Source organism: Gimesia sp. (assembly GCF_048260065.1).
Classification (GTDB): domain Bacteria; phylum Planctomycetota; class Planctomycetia; order Planctomycetales; family Planctomycetaceae; genus Gimesia.
Genome location: NZ_JBLXHC010000013.1, coordinates 31222 through 49045 on the forward strand (window position 1 = coordinate 31222; position 17824 = coordinate 49045).

Genomic DNA, 17824 nt, shown 5'->3' on the forward strand with positions numbered 1-17824 from the left:
ATGGACTTGTTTATCTCGTTGTGAGAGAATGAGTTTCGGACTATTTCATATTTTCTGCGAGAGACTCTGATGAAGAGCGAACATAGACACGATCTGCAAACCAATGACCTGGGTAAACTGGTACATCAGGCGGAACCTTATGTCGAAACGTACGGACCCAAAGTCCTCGTGGTCGGCGGGGTGCTGCTGGTTCTTGTGATTGTCTATTCTGTCTGGCAAACCAGTCAGTCATCGCAGGAAGCGGAAGCCTGGACCCGTCTGGCAGCCGCCAACTCGACCGAAGATTTCGAAAATGTGTACGATGAATTTGCCGGCACGAACGTCGCCGACTGGGCAATGATTCACGCTGCCGAAAGCCATCTGCAGTCGGGAGTGCGCAACTCCTTCACCGATCGCAGTGCCGGTAATCGTGATCTGGAAAAAGCCAAAGAACAGTTCCAGAAACTGCTCGATTCTTCTTCCACCAAACCCGAAATTCGGGAACGGGCTCTGTTTGGCATGGCGCGGACCGAAGAATCGATGTCGGACGGCGATCTCAAAAACGCGACCGAACTCTACAAAAAACTGATCCAGGAATTTCCTGATTCCATCTTCCGTAAACTGGCCGAACAGCGTGTGAAACCAGAGGATGGCGAAAAAGTCGCTGCCCTCGACCAGGAAGGCACGAAAAACTTTTACAAATGGTTCCATGCACAGTCTCCCAAACCGGGCGATCGTCAGCGTCCTGGATTCAACATGCCTCTGCCAGGGATGAATCCCGGCGGTGCCAGCGATGAGGCCAAAGAGGAAGGTCTGCCCGGACTTCCGGATCTGCCAGGGCTCCCAAGTCTTCCCGGACTGCCTGAGCCTTTGACTAATTCTCCGCAGTCTGACGATGCCAAACCGGATGCGCCCAAAACAGAAACACCCAAAACGGACGCACCTGCGAAAGAAGAACCCAAGTCTACAGACAAGCCGGCCACTCCTGAGGAGCCTGCCAAAAAAACCGAAGCTCCTGCTGAAAAGCCGAGCCCGGAACCAGCGACCGAAAAGAAACCATAATGTCCGACGAACTTTCGTCACCGCCAGAGCTTTCCAGCGAACCCATTGAAATTACGGTTGAGGCTCGCGCTCATGGCTGGCGAATCGATCACTATCTGTGTCGTCTGTATCCGAATTACACGCGCGTGCTGTTTCAGACAGCGATCAAGCAGGAAGCCGTGCTGGTCAATGGTCTGCCGGTCAAAGCGGCCCGGCGGATGCGTGTGAATGATCGCGTCTCGGTCCGTCTGCCCGAGATGCCCGATAATCGACTCCCCCCCGAAGACATTCCCATCGACATCGTGTACGAAGACGACTGGATTGCCGTCATCAACAAGCCTTCGGATATGATCGTGCATCCCGGCAAGGGAAATTACGCGGGAACACTGGCAGGGGCACTGCAGCATCATTTCGATAAACTGAGTGATGTCGCCGGTCAGTATCGCCCGGGGATCGTGCATCGGCTCGACCGGAATACGAGTGGAATCATGGTTGTCGCCAAGGATAACCAGGTCCATGCCAAACTGAGTGCCCAGTTTGAAAAGCGCGATGTGCAGAAAGAGTACCGGGCCATCGTCTGGGGCCGCATGGAGTTTGATACCGATTTCATCGATACCTTCATGTGCGTGCATCCGCGGGCACGGGAGAAGATGATCGTCTGCGACGAAGGGGGAAATGCCCGCAACGCGTTTACCTACTACGAAGTCATCGAGCGCTATCAGGCCTTCACGTATGTCCGGCTGAAGCCGCGTACCGGACGCACGCATCAACTGCGGGTTCATATGCAGCATATCGGTCATTCGATTGTCGCGGATCGCGTGTATGGCGGACACAAGTCACTGAAGATGAAAAGTCTCGGGATTCAGGCAGAAGCAGACGCGGCAGAGCGGGAAACTGATGTTTTAATCGAACGTCAGGCGCTTCATGCGTATTGTTTGGAATTTTTCCATCCCCAGAGTGGAAAACCGATGAAATTTGAGGCACCATTACCTGAAGATATGGAAAACACACTCGCCGCGTTAGACCAGTACCAGAAGGAAGTATGAAGATGAAACTCGCTAAAGTTTTATTGTCAAACGGAGAACGACACGTCGCGATCGTCGAAGCGAATGGAGTTCAACTTCTGGATCTGTCGCAGGTGGAAAACTGTCATCGACTGTCTGATATTCTCTACGCCCCCGATCCGATCGGACTGGCGAAGTTTCTGATCGATACCGAGCTGCCTCCCGTCCCTTTCAACCAGCTGGAGTTTCTGGCGCCCATCGATCATCAGGAAGTCTGGGCAGCGGGAGTGACTTACAAACGCAGCCAGGTCGCGCGAATGGAAGAATCCGAAGCCGCTGCCTCGCATTACGACCAGGTTTATACAGCGGATCGCCCCGAACTGTTTTTCAAAGCGACTCCCAACCGGGTGTGCGGACCAAATCAGCCTGTCCGTGTTCGGTATGACAGCCAGTGGTCAGTGCCGGAACCCGAACTGGCTCTGGTCGTTTCTCCCGATTTGCGACTGGTCGGTTACACCATCGGCAATGATATGTCAGCCCGGGATATTGAAGGGGAAAACCCGCTCTATCTGCCTCAGGCGAAATTCTACAAACAGTGTTGTGGTCTTGGCCCCTGTGTTCTGCTGCACGAGCAGCCTCTGAATCGGGAGGCAACGCAGATCATCCTGACGATTGAACGGGGAGGCGCAGAAGTTTTCCGCGGCGATACCACAATCGCAGAGATGGCACGCGGACTGGAAGACCTGATCGGCTGGCTGGGGAAAGAGAACGATTTTCCCAGTGGTGTATTCCTGCTGACGGGAACCGGGATTGTGCCCCCCGATGAATTTACACTGGAAGATCGCGATATCGTCTCCATCGAGATCAGCGGGATTGGAACGCTCATCAATCCAATCGTGAAAGACGTGGCTCCTTAGTCTGGAGCACTGCTTCAATTTCAGCCAGCGTCGGTAATGCCTCGCGGTTACCCAGACGTGCGCATTTCAGCGACGCGGTGACACAGGCGAATTTCAAAATCCGTTCGGCGGGCCAGTCTTCCAGAATGCCATGCAGCAGCGCACCGGAAAACACGTCCCCTGCGCCGGTCGTATCGATCGCCTGGACAGGCAGCGCCTCGCAGTGCAGACGGACCGATTCCGTAAAGAGCCAGGCACCGTTGATACCATCCGTAATGGTGACGAGTTCCGGTCCTTCACGCAGCAGCGCCGGTCCGGCCGCCAGGATGTCGTCCGTGTTGAGATATTCGGAGATAAATCGACGCGGGCAGTTCAGCACGTTGAGATAAGGGATCAACGTTTCCGTTCCCGGTTTCAGCGAACCGGCATCCAGGCAGACTTTGACGCCAGCCTGCTGCGCAATCTGCGCCGCGTGCAGGCAGGTCTCTTGAGGCCAGCCATCCAGGTGAAGGGCACGTGACTGTTTGAGAATCGTTTCATAAATATCAGCGGGCTGCAGACAGATTTCCGGGCGATAGCAGGCAATCGTACGCGTGCAGGCACTCTCATCGATCCAGATCTGCGAATAACCGGAACGGGTACCCGGCAGTAGTCGGCTGCCTGAGAGATCCAGTTTTTCTGCAGTCAGGACTTCTGCGATCAGTGATCCATACTGGTCGTCACCCCAGCTGCCGAGCAACGCACACCGATTTCCCAGCCGACTCAACATCACCTCGGCAGTCGGTACAGGACCGCCGATCTGGAAGGCGTCACTGATAATATTGGTTTTGGCATCCTGGGTTGGATGATGCGACAGCAGAACCAGATGGTCTACGACTACCGTTCCCAGACCGACGACATCGTATTTCATATCAGACGTTCTTCATTCAAACAGAATCACTGCAGGTTAGAGTTTCTTTTCCCAGAACAGGGCATGCCCCATCTCGGGTGTCAGTGCATAGCCGGAAAAGCCCAGCCGGGCATAGACGGCTTGCGCATGCGTATTTCCCTGCAGGACTTCCAGAGTGAGTTTACAGCATCCCCGCGTTTTCGCAATGCTTTCCGCTTGTGCAAACAGCTGACTGGCGACGCCCTGTCCGCGAAACTCTGGTGAAACATATACATCATGAATGTTCAACAGAGGCTTACAGGCAAAGGTTGAGAAACCTTCGATACAGGTCATCAGTCCGACCGGTGTCTCGTCGGCGAATGCCAGCAGCACACAGGCATCCGGGCGTGCATTTAAAGCTTCCGCCAGGTTGCGTTGCACTTCCTCCGCTAACAGGCTGCCACCCCCTTCGGGACTGCAGGCATAACTGTTGAGTAGTGAAACCAGGGCGCTGGCGTGTTCCGGGTTAGTCAGGTCTGCTTCGCGTATCTGCATGGCTGTTTCAATTCGATCCGGATTCCGGGATTGCGATCTGGGGATGATCCCCTTTTTGTCTGGGAACTGTTATTGTAATCAGTGGCACGGAAACAGGGAAATCACACTGTTCAATGTCAGATGAACGAATCATGCTGCCTGGAGTCTGTTTTGAAAATCATACCGGTACTGGATATCCTGAATCAAACCGTAGTTCGTGGTATTGCGGGACAGCGTGAAACCTATCAACCGATTCAAAGCGGTCTGACCCGTTCCAGCCAACCGCTGGATATCGCGCAGGCATTAAACGACGAATTCGGTTTCAGTGAATTTTATGTCGCCGACCTGGATGCGATTCTGCAGCAGCGACTCAACCTGGAACTGTATCAGAGTCTGCTGGATGCAGGATTCACCTTTCTCCTCGACTGTGGTTTACGCCGTGTTGCTGACAGTCAACCATTATCCGGGTTAGAGGGAATCACGATTGTCGCGGGGCTGGAAACACTGGAGTCTCCCGGAGAGTTGAATCAACTGAGACAGGACTGGGGTGCAGCATCAAGCGTCTTCAGTCTGGATCTCAAACAGGGAAAGCCTGTCTGTAACGGTTCGCCTGACAATTCCTTTACTGCGATTGATGATCCGCTGCAGATCGCGGAATTGAGTCTTCAGCAGGGCGTCACCCAGATGATTCTGCTGGACCTGGCTTATGTCGGGACCGGGCAGGGAACCGGGACGGAAGCGCTGTGCCATACGCTGCGCAGTCGTCACCCCGCGTTGAAACTGATTACGGGGGGAGGTATTCACAGCAGAGAGGATCTGCTGGTTCAGGCAGAGCAGGGGGCAGACGCCGTGCTGGTGGCGTCTGCGCTGCATGATGGCCGACTGCAGAGAGAGACGATTCTCTCTCTGCCTTGACGTTTTACTGCTGCTGTAACAGACCAGGCAGTGATTTCTTGAGATCCGCCACGGTGGCACTGCGGTTGACAACTTTGCCTGACTTGTCGACCAGGAACATCGTTGGCAGTGAGATCACGCCGAAGTCACGGGCAGGCGCACTTTCCAGACCGCCTTCTTCATGAATATGCGACCAGACGATCTTGTGTTGCTTGATGTAGGCTTCCGCCTGTTCGGGAGTCGCATCCAGGTTGATTCCCAGCACGTCAAATCCCTGGCTGTGGTATTTGTTATACAGCTCCTGAATTTGAGGCAGATCTTCAGTACAAGGTTTACACCAGCTCGACCAGAAAATCACCAGCAGTGCTTTACCACGATACAGCTTCGCATCGATTTTGCCTCCGGCCAATGAATTCCCTGCGAGTTCCAGTTCATTGCCTGACAGATTCATGCGTCGCAGAGCGCCCGCACCACGGGTGCCTGCTTCGGAATTGGCATGGCTCTCCACCAGTTTGGTGTACCATTTTTTGGATTCGGCGACTTTGCCGCTGAATTCCTGTGTGACTGCCAGCTGCAGCATTGCTTCGGCAGCATCGTCGGAGCTGGGATATTTCTTGATGAAGTCTTCCAGCTGTCCCAGCCACCAGGTCTGCACATCGCGAAGTTGTTCGCTTTGTGTGGACTGCAACTGCGAACTGTAGTCCGCCAGTAAAGTGCGATAAGTCACGTAAGCAACCAGATCCTGGTCCTGCGATTTCTTCTGAACCTGATCTCGGATGGCCTGCAGTTGTTTGAGACCATCTTTATATCCGACAGTCTGCACGGCGGCAGCCAGACCGTCGACCATTTGTCGAGTCCACTGAGAGCGGTCATCTTCATTCTTGGCAGCAGCGATCAGCTTTTCGATAATTGCAACCCGTTCGGTATTATAGCGGGCGATTGCCTGCGGGCCCTGATCCGGAGCGGGAGCGTTCTGATCCAGTTTCTGCAGTTCATCCAGCAGTGCCTGCATCTCTTTAGAAAGTCCCACTGTGGTATTAGTGGGTAAAGTGTTGGTTCCGGCGACCGGCTGCATCAGAATTCCGCCTTCGGTGACCTGGATGGAATCGCCTTCGATGGGGAGTGGTACCTGTGTCAGTCGCCAGGCATTGCCCACGCGAATCAACTCACCAAACTGGATCAGACCACTTTTCCCTTTGGTATCCACAATGGCCATGACATTTTCAAAGACGTGCAGGTCTTTGTTGGTTTTGATTTCGTCTGCAGGAATCAGGCCCGGCATCGATCCATCAAAGCGAACCCAGACGGTGTCCGGTGTAATCATTTTGGTCTTCGAAAGCATCGCCGTAATATCTTTGGGGGCGTTGTTTACTGAATCACGGATCTTGTCGGCGAAAGGATTCTGAATGCCGGCGTCGGTCAGTTCTGCTTCCGTGATCATGAGTGTTTTAAATGCTTTGGTGTCATTCTTTGCCAGTGCATTCATGGCAACGCGCGTGACTTCTTCCGCGGAAATCATTTTCCATTCATCGATCACGCCGTCTTCGTCGCGGTCAATTCCCCAGCGGGTGCCGGCGAGATTCATCCAGCGCGAGCCATCGACTTTGTTGTTATTGTTGGAATCGATATCGCGATAGACTTCCAGGCCGCGATTGTAATATCGCCATTGATCGACCACATTGTCACCATTGGTGTCGACGAAGCGTCTGAGAACCTGTCCGTTCGGTCCGTAGACGATCCAGCCAGAAGTGTTTTTACCCTGCTCGACTTCGACTTTGCAGCGACCGTAGTCGGCTTTATCGGGGCTTTCGATTTCGATATCCGCCTGAATCGGTTTGAACGTCAACGCGAGTTCAACCGAAGGTGCATCAGCCGCCGGTAGTGAATGAGAAGACAGAATGAGGGTAGCGAATACTGTTAAAAAAGAGATTCGACCAATAGACATATCACGGGACTCCGATTCCGCTGGCACGCATACTTTAATGTTGAAAAAACGACAGAGTCGGGATTTTAATAGAAAACCGGTAAGTTGGTCACCATCAATTTCTGTAATTCCCGGTAAACCCGTCAGTTACTGACGAGTTTGTGCGTCAGTCGATCAGCAGGCCGGCATAGCCGACAACCCGGGAAGAATCACCGGTCACATCGCCCGAAGTAGCGTAACCCACTTGTTCTATTTGCTTCAGTTTGCCCAATTTCTGCAGCGTTTTCATGACCATCACCGCAGGCAGGACGCCACACATGGAAATGTGGTTTTCGCGAACCGTTTCCAGCAGTCCATCGGGATCGAGCGACCGCATTTTCTCCAGTGCCAGTTCGTCCAGACGGCGGTTTTCCGTGTCTGTCGCAAAGTGATTCATATCGCTGGAGATCAATAACAGTGGTGGTTCCGGCATTGCCTGAATCACGCGTGCCAGTCCTTCGGCAAACTCCTCGCAGCGTGGCAGGTTGCCGCTGCCAATCGCAATTCCAACGACTTTTGACTGCGGAGCCAGTCGTTGAATCAAGGGAAGCTCTACTTCGATGGCATGTTCGCTGCGATGAGCGGCAGCATCCAGTTCCAGACCGGGGATCTGTTCCACCAGCTGTTGCGCCAGACCTCGATCCGAATCCAGATTGCCGTTCGGAAGCTGCCAGGTCTGATGTGGTGCGACCGCCCAGTCTACGCCGTCGCGCGTGTGCTTGGGCCCAATGACGATGATGGTCGATGGAAGCTGAATGCGGTTCAGCACATCAGCCGCAATTTTGCCCGAATATTTCCAGCCTGCATGGGGGACCATCGCGGCAGCCCAGGATTGCGTCTCTACAGTTTCAGTGAATAGTTGATCCAGCTGCGCGGTCATTCTGCCAGGATCAGCGGGATAAAAGGTCCCTGCGACTCCCGCCGGTCTGATTTCGGTTCCGAGTTCGGCACGGGGGCGGTTCACAATCTGGAAACGGGCAGATGTGCTTTGTACCGCCAGGCTGAGCACCTGAGCCGTTTCCGGCTGCTGACAACCGAGTGCCTGCTGCGCCTGTTCCAGCAGAGTGAGCGGGCTCTTTTCCCGATCGTAGCACCAGGCATTTTTCTGCCCGTCAATGAGCAACAGGCTGCGATGCTGAAAATCAAAATCCTGCAGATCATTTTGAGCAACAGTGCCATGCATTGCCGGATCGGAAGCCAGCACCAGTTTGATCTGGAATTCGCCCGGTTTCAGTTGCAGCCGGGCAATGATCTGCGCCAGTTGCTGACAGAGTGAAAACACAGTGGACTGCATGGGGAAGGTCTGCTTCAGCCCCCACTTGGAGAGAATCAGTTCTTCATCGGTGCCCGTTCGCGAGAGCAGCAGCGCAACGCCTTGCAGATTCGTATCGGAGACCGCATCACAATAATAGGAGGGGACCTGACCTTTGAGTAGCGCATCGACGGTTGACTGAATGTATTGCAGATACTGGGCAAATTCGCGAGGTCCCAAGATGGTCTTCACCTGTGTTTCAGTCGCAAGGTCGACCAGCTCTGCGAATGGGGCAGAGGATGAGATCCCCTCGAATCGTAATAACGTCGTGCCAGGATCTTTCCAGGCGGTCGGGGGGAGTCCCGCTTTGATACAGGTTTGATTCAGAAATTCTTCGGCGTTCCAGCCATGATCGACGGGCACGCCAGGCAGCAGTAATCCACTGCGACCGTCGGCGCGGATCTGCAGGCCATGTTGTCCGACTGTCACCGCCTCCACGCGGTCAGCCCCCTGTTGGGGAACTGCTTCCAGACCAGAGAGCAACCAGACTTCCAGATCAAGATGAGCCAGTTCGCTGGGAGAAATGGGAGGAAAACGAGGATCATCTTTTGCAGCCCGGACTGCTGCCTGATGCAGAGCCTGACCCAGGGGGAGTGGCTGACCGAAGCTGCCACAACAGGACCGCAGTTGCCCCTGTCGTTTCAAGCTGACAAAGGCACCGTTGACGGACTGGTCCTGCAGGCTTCCCAGAGCGACTTCCTGAGGCCTGCTTCTGGTGACTGTGCCGGCAACGATAGCAGCCGCCTGCTGCAGGAGTGCCTGTTCCTGATCAGTGCTGAGTTCCATGACCTGCGAAGGCGGGTTGGTCTGCATTGTAGAAGGCCCTTTCTGAGGATCGTTGTTTCGTAATTGCGAAGCGGCACTGTTTTTTAATATGGCCTGAATGTCCACAGGCAGTCTTTTCTGACCCCAGTTGCCGGGCTTGTCACTGAAAAAACCTGCGATTTCCGTATTGCAGTAACCACAGCGATTTCCCCGCAACGCATATTTACCCAGTTGATACCAGTTGCGTTCGATGAGCGTTTGCCGGCATTCAGGGCAGTAGGTACTTTGCCGGGCGACATCATTCACATTTCCAGTGTAAACATATTTGAGACCGGCAGCGAGCGCGATCTCGCGGGCGCGGACCAGAGTTTCTGGCGGTGTGCCTCCGCGGTCCAGCATGCGGAAATCGGGATGGAAGGCAGAGAAATGCAGCGGGACATCAGGACCGATTTCGTTCAGGATCCAGTCGCACATCTGCTGAAATTCGCTGTCATTATCATTTGCCTGGGGAATCACCAGATTGGTAATTTCGAACCAGACGTCCGTTTCCTGTTTCAGCCACTTCAGAGTATCGAGGACAGGCTGTAAATGAGAAAGCGTGATGCGGTAGTAAAACTCTTCGGTAAATGCTTTCAGATCGATATTCGCAGCATCGATGTGCTCGAAGAAATCGGCACGCGCCTGTTCGGTAATATAGCCGGCTGTCACAGCGACCGTTTTGACGCCGCGGGCATGACAGGCTTTGGAAGTTTCAATGGCGTATTCTGACCAGATGATGGGATCGTTATAGGTGAACGCGACACTCTGGCAACCCAGCTGTCCGGCGACTTCGGCAATTTCGTCCGGCAGTGCCCGGGCGCTTAAGCGTTCGATTTCTCTTGATTTGGAGATATCCCAGTTCTGGCAGAACTTACAGCCCAGATTACAGCCTGCAGTTCCGAAGGAAAGCACGCTGGAGCCAGGATAAAAATGGTTTAATGGTTTTTTCTCGATGGGATCGACACAAAAGCCGGTACTGCGGCCGAAAGTGGTTAAAGCCATCTTGCCGCCGATATTCTGGCGTACAAAACAGAATCCACGATCATTTTCTGACAGCGCGCAGGCACGCGGACAGAGATCGCAGACGATTTTTTCACCCTCAGCATGCCACCAGCGCGCAGGGAAAAGCCCCTGATCTGTCTGATCAGCTGCTGTAGTGAGTATGGGTAGCGATTTCTCTGCCATGGCTCTGATAAAAGTAAAGCGTAACAGTGGACATCAAGGAAGGGGGCCCTGACCTTCAGAATAATTTATTCACAAGGACAGGGCCAATAGTAAGTTCCAACTTTTAGACTTTTGAGGCGATGAGAACCACCCCTCCTCGCAAGCCGGAAGGATTCGTCCGTAAAAGTCGTCTCAACAGGTAATATCCCCTGTTGTTGTATTTTCTGACTCGAGTCAGGTATTATCACAGCACGTTGATCAACTGCCATGTCTCTACTTCTATTATACGAAACTGTCCACTCGATGTTTGCAGATTATTTCTGGATTTTTGTGGCGGCCTGTTCTTATCTGGCTGGTTCTGTCCCTTTTGGACTCCTGGTGGCAAAGCTGTTTACCGGAACGGATATCCGGAAAGTAGGCAGCGGTAACATCGGTGCGACCAATGTGGCGCGGACGTTGGGTGCGAAATGGGGCATCCTGGTACTCCTGCTGGATGCGTTAAAAGGACTGCTGCCCGTCCTGCTGATTCCCCCGCTGTTCGTGAGTCCGGAATCTCCCGCTTTCGATCATGCCCGCGTCTTAAGTGGTGTCGCAACGATCCTGGGGCATATGTTTCCTGTCTGGCTCGGCTTTCGTGGAGGCAAAGGCGTGGCCACCAGTCTGGGGGTGATTCTGGTACTGGGGCCGTGGTCGACGCTGGCAGCGGTCATCGGCTTCGCGCTGACTTTTCTGCTGACAAGAATCGTCGCTTTGAGTTCTATCGTCGCTGCAATTGCATTTGGCGTTGCGCAGTTTGTTCAACTGAGATCGACCGCGTTCACAGAGCAGAAGTGGAGCCTGGCGGCTTTCAGTATCGCTGTCCCGCTGTTGATTATTATCCGGCACTGGAGCAACCTGGGGCGGATCATGCGGGGCGAAGAGAAGAAATTCTCGTTTGGCAGCCGTAAGAAATCGGAGGCAGTTGAGTCTGAATCCAGCGACGAGGAAAGTCGTTCGTAACTGGTCAGAGCAGGAGAGAAATTGCCTCCGCGATTAAATCGTCCTGATTTAATCGCAGGCATTGTTTGATTCGGGGAGGATTTCTACATCGTGTAGAAAAAGAGAGGACCGTTAAGATTCCACTCGAATGTTGTTGGACAGGGCATACTGATCGATTTCACTCAACGCTGCGTGAGTGGCTAACTGTTTGTGGTAGAAAGAATCAGTGCGTCCGGAAAGGACCACAATCTCTCCCAGGATGTCAACTTTGAGCGATTGCACCTGACTGCCGGTCCGAAATGCGATCGTCTGTTCGATCTTCTGGGAAAGCTGCTTTGCTTTCTGGGAATAGGTTTCTACGGTCATCAAAAATCCTCCTTGAAAGAGCCTGTATTCAGGCTGGTGAAAGCGACACCAGGATCAATCGGATCATCATTTCAACTCGTTAATGAAGATGATCGTTTCTCTGGATACGCCCTTGTCAAATTACCAACAGACAATTTCCTGTGAATCAGCCAGCAGTAGACGCTAAGCTGTCGTGGTATTCAAGGCGGGTGACTCAAAAGCAGCAGACTCTTGAAACTCATGAACGACAAGCGACAAACATCGTTCCGCTTCCGGCAGAACACAACTCCATTTTCTGTTATGGCAAATCTTAGTCGGTGAACTCTAAGCTGGAACTTTAAAAACAAATCGTTGACTCAAGGTTCCTCTCACTTGAGAGTACAATTTCAATCTTCGTCCCACTGAATTCTTAATGATGTAAATTTATCCGCCCGCTTCCCGTTCGTCAAATACAATTCTCCACGAATATTTCGATTAGCGTGAAATAACCTCCTGAGAAAGCGGGCGGTCCGCATTTACTTCTGGTCGGAATTCCAGATCCAGACCAGGGCCTCTGGTAAGACTGCTTTCCCGTGGCGACTGCTGTGGATTCCATGTCCGGTGACAAACCAGTAGTCGTAGCCGCTGTACGCCAGGGCGGCTGCCATCCGTTCGTTATTCAGAAACCAGTTACCCAGCTTATTGTCTAAATCATTGTCCCCATCCTGCAAAAAGACCTTAAGTGGTTTGGGAGGATACTCTTTGCGAATCAGCCCGGGATAATCGTGGGCCGTTTTCCAGGGGCCAAACTGATCGAGGGGGATCGTGTTCTTCTGACGGGAGGGATAATCATTAATCCCCCGGAAATCACAGAAACTGCCCACAAAGGAAATCACCTTCTGAAACAGGTCGGTCCGATGCCAGGCAGCACTAAATGCACAACTTCCGCCGGAAGACGCGCCACAGATCACATGGTCTTCCGGTTTTTCTGAGATGCGGTATTGCCCGCGGACGATGGGGAGCATCTCCTCATCCAGGAATGTCGCATACTGAGCGGTGCAGGTATCGTATTCATTGCTGCGATTACGAATTTCTGATTTCCGCTTTTCGGTAGCGGGGTGCACACCGGGATTGATGAAGACGGCAATCGAGACCGGAATCTTCTTTGCATGAATCAGGTTGTCCAGAACGATCGTGGCGTTGCCGTCACCTTGACAGTATCCCTTGCCATCAGTGAAGACAATCAGCTTTGCCGGAGGTCCCGTTTTAGAATACTGTGCCGGCACATAGACCCACCAGTCACGAACGGTGCCCGGGTACATCTTTGTACTTTTGAAAGCAGGCATCTGAGTCAGTTTTCCCTGGGGAACTCCATCCTGCTTGAGGCTTTCGGGGGCCCATTCGTAGCTTTCAAAACCGAACCGGTTGGAGCGGCTTGTCTCCAGGCGTTTTCCATTGACGCTGAACTGGTAGTGGGCAGAAGAAAAATTGGGGAACTTTTCAATACGGGCGAAATAACCGGAGTCTCCCAGTTCGATCATCGGCCACTGACGATCCTTCTCTGCGAAGATGATAACTTCATCGCCTGGTTTTGCTTTGAGAAACCAGCCGGCGTAACCGCCGCCATCGTCGGTCTTTTCGATCAGCTCTTTATGATTGCCTTTGGTTAAATCTTTTTGTTTCTGATAGCGCTTTTTGAAGTAGTCCAGAGCCTGTTGCTGATTTTCTTTGCTGACCGGTGTTTTGAGTAACTTAGAAACATCAGACAGATTTTGTGGTGCCGCGGTCAGCGAACTGTTCATTGTCAGCAGCGACAACATGATTGTGGTCAGCAGGAAGGTGACGCGGGGAGAAGAATATTTCATTGCAGGAAACTCCAGTAGCAGGATTCTGGTCAACAGGTCGGTTTACATTTTAGATCAGGAAACGTGTTCCATCAGGCTTACTTGAATTGCCTGAGTTCTCTGATTCGTTTTCAATCCCTTTATTACAATGGCTGTCTGAGCGATTTGCAATTCCGGGCACGCGCGATCTTCAAATCTTACGATTCGTCTCAGAAATTGGATGCTGTCCGTTTGGATCAACCCTGTTTACAGCTACAATAATACTAAGTGGTTCACAGTCATTTTTCCTGGAAAGGCAGTTTCGTGTCGCAGACGCTCAATCCGCATCATGCTGTTTATGTAGGCAGTTTCGATCCCCCAACGCTGGGGCATCTTGATATTGTGGAACGGGGTGCCGTGATATATTCGAAAATCACGGTCGGCATCGGGATCAATCCGGATAAACGCCCCCTGTTTTCGCCCGAAGAACGACAGCAGATGCTGCAGGGATTATTGACCGCTTTTCCAAATGTCGAAGTCAAATGCTTTCAGGGACTGGCCGTTAATTTCGTGCAGGAGTGTGGCGGCGGAGTCATGTTGCGCGGACTGCGTACCTTGACCGATGTGGAAGCCGAATTCACCATGTCACTGGCGAACCGGACCCTGGCTTCACAGATCGAAACGGTCTTCCTGATGGCCAGTGAAAAATACACGCATATCTCCAGCTCACTGATCAAGCAGATCGCACAACTGGGCGGTGATGTCGCAGAAGAAAAACTCAAAGACTTCGTGCCCCGACAGGTGGTTGGGCCACTGATTGAAAAATTCGCTTTAAAAACTTCAAACCAGTCATAATCTCTGTTTGACTGGTTGTTCGAAAAAGGAGATCACATCATGGTAAAAACCGCATCGACAATGCTTCCACTGGGAACACAGGCTCCCGAATTTTCATTGAAGAATGTTGACGGTTCAACCGTTTCTCTCAACAACTTCAGTGACTCCAAAGGTCTGCTGGTCATTTTCATGTGCAATCATTGTCCGTTTGTGATTCATCTGCGCGAAGCGCTGGCTGCCTTTGCCGATGAATACATGGAAAAAGGTCTGGGAGTGGTCGGCATCAGTTCCAACGATGTCGCCTCGCACCCCGCTGACAGCCCGGAGAAGATGGTCGAAGAAGCCAAATCCGCCGGATATCACTTCCCTTATCTTTACGATGGAACACAGGAAGTGGCCAAAGCTTATAAAGCGGCCTGTACTCCTGATTTCTTCCTGTTTGACCAGGATCAGAAACTCGTCTATCGCGGACAGTTTGACGACAGTCGGCCTGGAAATGACAAGCCGATTACCGGTGCCGATCTGAAAGCCGCCTGCGATGCGGTACTGGCCGGATCACCTGTGACGGAAGATCAGAAGCCAAGCATCGGCTGCAACATCAAATGGCAGGAAGGCAAAGAGCCGGAATACTTCACCGGACAGCCTGCCGTTTAATTCATCAGACTTTCAGTAATATCCAGCCCTCTTCGTTGTCAGCGAAGAGGGCTTTTTTGATGCAGTTTCTTATTAATTGCGACAGGCGGGGGCAAAGTTGTGTTCCCGTAACCGATTTTCCGTTAACGAGATGAGTGTGCGTATGTGTGGTATCGGAGTTTGCCGGCCTGAATACATGTGGACAGGATATTAAGTCGCCTGCTGTCATCATGCCCCATTTCGTAAACAGGCAAATTGGATTTCTAGCTCATATTTGTGTATACTTATGGATATGTTTTTGTTCAATTTCACGCAGTTTGATCGTGACTTTTGGGGCATCAAGGGGGTGATCCTGAAATCTCTGTCGATTTCAGCAGATTGAGGGGGTAATTCGCCTAATCTTTGTACGATTGCCTTACAGGGAGACTTTGTTTTTGTATTTGAAGTCAGGAATAATTATCATATTACTACCGGTTGAATGAAGTCATCTGCATGAGCATTGAACAGGAACCGACGGCCCTGCCCGACGAATTACATGTGAAATTTCTCCATGTTTTTACGCAGCATCGAAATCAGATCTATTCGTATATTTTTTCGTTGCTGCCTAACCGGGATGATGCGGAAGATGTCTTTCAGAGAACCAGTCTGATTCTCTGGAAAAAATTTGCAGACTATGATGAATCCTGCAGTTTTTTTTCCTGGGCCTGCGGCGTTGCTTTTTATGAAGTTAAAAACTTCATACGCGTGGCTCAGAGGAAACGATTACAGTTTCGAGATGATGTGATTCAGCAGTTGGCGGATGAACGTGCTGAGATCCCGCAGCTCAAACTGGATCAACGTGCTACTGCGTTAGAAGAGTGTATTCAAAAGTTGAAAGAGAAAGATCGTAAACTGGTGAATCAGGTCTATCGTGATCAGATCCCCGTGAAAGATCTAGCTGAAGTCGCCGGAGCTGCGATACAGACTTTGTATAACAGGCTCAATCAGATTCGTCGTCAATTGACTCACTGTATAGAACGCACAGTCGCTTATACAGGAGAGGGAAAATGAATCAAGACAATAAACATAACGAAATGCTTTACGAGCTCTTCGGTGCGCTTTGTAACCTGACCATCACTCCGGAACAGCATCAGCAACTGGAAGAGATCCTCGCTGCCGACGCGGATGCCCGACAGAAATACTTCAACTATCTGGATCTGCATTTGAATCTGGAACGGATGCATGACGAACAACCTGTCTCCGATTATGAACTGCTGATCCAGGCACCTCTGGTCAGTTCTGCTCATACACAGGCACCACCAGGACCCGCTGCAAAAACCGCTTCCGCTGTGTGGCTGCTGGTCTCTGCAGTCTGTCTGGTACTGGTGGCTGGTTTTCTGGTCTTTTATCAGAAACCACCAGTGACACCACAAATCAGTCAGGAAGCTCCTCAGCCTCAACCGGAAACGACTTCAATCGCAGCAGTCACCCAGACTGCATCCGTCCGGTTTGCAGAAGGTTCTCCCTTCCTGAAAGTCGGTTCTTCTATTTTGAACTGCCAGGAATATGCAATTTCCGCTGGTCAGCTGCAGCTGATTTTTGCCAACGGTGCCGAAGTCATTCTGACCGGACCTGCTGTCTTTGAAAGCCAGGGGCCAGACCATCTGGCAGTGCGTTACGGGGCCTGTTCCGTCTATGCACCCGATGGAGCCGAAGGCTTTACCGTCGAAACACCACTCTCCAATGTCGTCGATTACGGCACCCGGTTTTCTGTGAATGTCTCGGAGGCCGGTAACACCGACGTGCAGGTCATCGAAGGTGAAACCGACGTTCGACCAGTGAAAATCAAGCCAGGCAGCGATGTCAAATCACAGCGATTGACCCGCGGTATGGCACAGCGTTTAACCACCAACAACGGTGTTGTCGTTGATGATATCCCCTTCGATCAGAAGCAGTATGTTTCACAACTGCCCGATCGAGTGGTTTCTTACACCACAACAGTGGGCCCCGAAAATCGCGCGGAAGATTTGAAATGCGTGACCGTACAGCGCGGCGGAAAATCCTTTCAGTACGAAGTGGAAGATCTGATTGGAATCGAACTCACCCACTACAAAGGGAAATCCTTCCTGACCCGCAACGACGGGATCGATCCCGGCAATGACGGGAATCCCAAGACACTGCGTCGGCATCTGCTTGACGACGATCGCTGCCTGCTGACCGGTGTCGTCAATCCGGGCGGCTCGTCTTCGCCGTTGACGTCCGCTCCCGTCATGAATGAAGAGGAAGATCCCGCTCACCCCAATACCCCCGGAATGGCGATCCGTTTTCGAGAACCTGTGGTCAATGATGTCGGGCCGGATATTATCCTGTTCGATCTGCAGGTGATTGTGCACTCGACGACCGGTGATGCCTTTTATGTCTCTCCCCTGCCGTTTACGAAAACATCCAAAACCCACCTGATTCAAAAATTTGATATCGATCTCGCTTCACCCGAAGCAAAACCACTTGAGAAATTCTGGTTGCACATTTTCAATCAGAAATCAGGCATCAGATCCCGCTCAGAGCTGGAGACAGCAGAAAGCAATGGCGGAAACTGGCATGTCGTGGGAGCGAAAGCGCTCGCGACTGGTATCGATCTGTCTGACCTCGGTTTTGCAGAAGGGGAAACTGTCGAAGGCCTGTTCATCCAGGATGTGCAGGACGACAACGATGTGATTGACCCCGTCTTTATTGGCGGGCTCCCCCCCTTGAAGCATACACGCAAATAATTTGTACTAACATCTGATACGATCCG

General features: G+C 52.1%; 15 protein-coding genes and 1 pseudogene. 9 read left to right on the forward strand and 7 right to left on the reverse strand.

Annotated features, from left to right (window positions below):
• Window positions 1-69 precede the first annotated feature (69 nt).
• The 3 genes from ACN0YN_RS22130 to ACN0YN_RS22140 are packed head-to-tail and all read left to right on the forward strand — an operon-like array spanning window position 70 to window position 2941.
• Window positions 70-1041: a hypothetical protein gene (locus tag ACN0YN_RS22130; protein ID WP_417387201.1), complete on the forward strand. Its 972-nt coding sequence runs from the start codon at window positions 70-72 to the stop codon at window positions 1039-1041.
• Window positions 1041-2066 (forward strand): RluA family pseudouridine synthase, encoded by a 1026-nt coding sequence (locus ACN0YN_RS22135; RefSeq protein ID WP_417387202.1) that lies wholly within the window; start codon window positions 1041-1043, stop codon window positions 2064-2066. The genes ACN0YN_RS22130 and ACN0YN_RS22135 overlap by 1 nt, the downstream gene beginning before the upstream one ends.
• A 2-nt stretch (window positions 2067-2068) precedes the next feature.
• Window positions 2069-2941 carry a fumarylacetoacetate hydrolase family protein gene (locus ACN0YN_RS22140; RefSeq protein ID WP_417387203.1) on the forward strand — a complete coding sequence of 291 codons (873 nt, stop codon included), beginning with the start codon at window positions 2069-2071 and terminating at the stop codon, window positions 2939-2941.
• Here the strand turns inward: ACN0YN_RS22140 and ACN0YN_RS22145 are convergent.
• Both ACN0YN_RS22145 and ACN0YN_RS22150 read right to left on the reverse strand, forming a co-directional pair.
• Complete coding sequence (locus tag ACN0YN_RS22145; RefSeq protein ID WP_417387204.1) at window positions 2910-3830, reverse strand: carbohydrate kinase family protein; 921 nt, start codon at window positions 3828-3830, stop codon at window positions 2910-2912. The two genes, ACN0YN_RS22140 and ACN0YN_RS22145, sit on opposite strands and share 32 nt — an antisense overlap.
• A 36-nt stretch (window positions 3831-3866) precedes the next feature.
• On the reverse strand, window positions 3867-4343 hold the full coding sequence (locus ACN0YN_RS22150) for a GNAT family N-acetyltransferase (protein WP_417387205.1): 477 nt from the start codon (window positions 4341-4343) through the stop codon (window positions 3867-3869).
• Window positions 4344-4493: 150 nt separating this feature from the next.
• Between ACN0YN_RS22150 and ACN0YN_RS22155 the strand changes: the two genes are divergently transcribed.
• Window positions 4494-5237, forward strand: coding sequence for a HisA/HisF-related TIM barrel protein (locus tag ACN0YN_RS22155; protein ID WP_417387206.1), 744 nt, complete (start codon window positions 4494-4496; stop codon window positions 5235-5237).
• A 4-nt stretch (window positions 5238-5241) separates the two neighbouring features.
• Here ACN0YN_RS22155 and ACN0YN_RS22160 read toward each other — a convergent pair whose 3' ends face one another.
• The 3 genes and pseudogenes from ACN0YN_RS22160 to amrS all read right to left on the reverse strand — a co-directional run.
• Window positions 5242-7161 carry a redoxin domain-containing protein gene (locus ACN0YN_RS22160; RefSeq protein ID WP_417387207.1) on the reverse strand — a complete coding sequence of 640 codons (1920 nt, stop codon included), beginning with the start codon at window positions 7159-7161 and terminating at the stop codon, window positions 5242-5244.
• A gap of 145 nt (window positions 7162-7306) precedes the next feature.
• A complete protein-coding gene (amrB, locus tag ACN0YN_RS22165) occupies window positions 7307-9304 on the reverse strand; it encodes an AmmeMemoRadiSam system protein B (protein WP_417387358.1) in 1998 nt (665 codons plus the stop codon).
• A 69-nt stretch (window positions 9305-9373) separates the two neighbouring features.
• Window positions 9374-10480 (reverse strand): annotated as a pseudogene (gene amrS / locus ACN0YN_RS22170) (AmmeMemoRadiSam system radical SAM enzyme); the annotation flags it as partial.
• 282 nt (window positions 10481-10762) lie between these two features.
• Between amrS and plsY the strand changes: the two are divergent.
• A complete protein-coding gene (gene plsY / locus ACN0YN_RS22175) occupies window positions 10763-11458 on the forward strand; it encodes a glycerol-3-phosphate 1-O-acyltransferase PlsY (protein ID WP_417387208.1) in 696 nt (231 codons plus the stop codon).
• A gap of 111 nt (window positions 11459-11569) precedes the next feature.
• On the opposite strand, the gene ACN0YN_RS22180 is transcribed toward plsY, so the two are convergent.
• Both ACN0YN_RS22180 and ACN0YN_RS22185 read right to left on the reverse strand, forming a co-directional pair.
• Window positions 11570-11803, reverse strand: a complete 234-nt coding sequence (locus ACN0YN_RS22180; protein WP_417387209.1) for a BON domain-containing protein — start codon at window positions 11801-11803, stop codon at window positions 11570-11572.
• A gap of 494 nt (window positions 11804-12297) precedes the next feature.
• On the reverse strand, window positions 12298-13626 hold the full coding sequence (locus ACN0YN_RS22185) for an alpha/beta hydrolase (RefSeq protein WP_417387210.1): 1329 nt from the start codon (window positions 13624-13626) through the stop codon (window positions 12298-12300).
• A 282-nt stretch (window positions 13627-13908) separates the two neighbouring features.
• On the opposite strand from ACN0YN_RS22185, the gene coaD reads away from it, so the two are divergent.
• From coaD to ACN0YN_RS22205, 4 genes are all read left to right on the forward strand, one after another.
• Window positions 13909-14439: a pantetheine-phosphate adenylyltransferase gene (coaD, locus tag ACN0YN_RS22190; protein WP_417387211.1), complete on the forward strand. Its 531-nt coding sequence runs from the start codon at window positions 13909-13911 to the stop codon at window positions 14437-14439.
• 39 nt (window positions 14440-14478) lie between these two features.
• Complete coding sequence (locus ACN0YN_RS22195) at window positions 14479-15072, forward strand: thioredoxin family protein (RefSeq protein ID WP_417387212.1); 594 nt, start codon at window positions 14479-14481, stop codon at window positions 15070-15072.
• A gap of 471 nt (window positions 15073-15543) precedes the next feature.
• Window positions 15544-16101 carry a sigma-70 family RNA polymerase sigma factor gene (locus tag ACN0YN_RS22200; protein WP_417387213.1) on the forward strand — a complete coding sequence of 186 codons (558 nt, stop codon included), beginning with the start codon at window positions 15544-15546 and terminating at the stop codon, window positions 16099-16101.
• Window positions 16098-17798, forward strand: a complete 1701-nt coding sequence (locus ACN0YN_RS22205) for a hypothetical protein (protein WP_417387214.1) — start codon at window positions 16098-16100, stop codon at window positions 17796-17798. Before ACN0YN_RS22200 ends, ACN0YN_RS22205 begins: the two co-directional genes overlap by 4 nt.
• The last annotated feature ends 26 nt before the right edge of the window (window positions 17799-17824 follow it).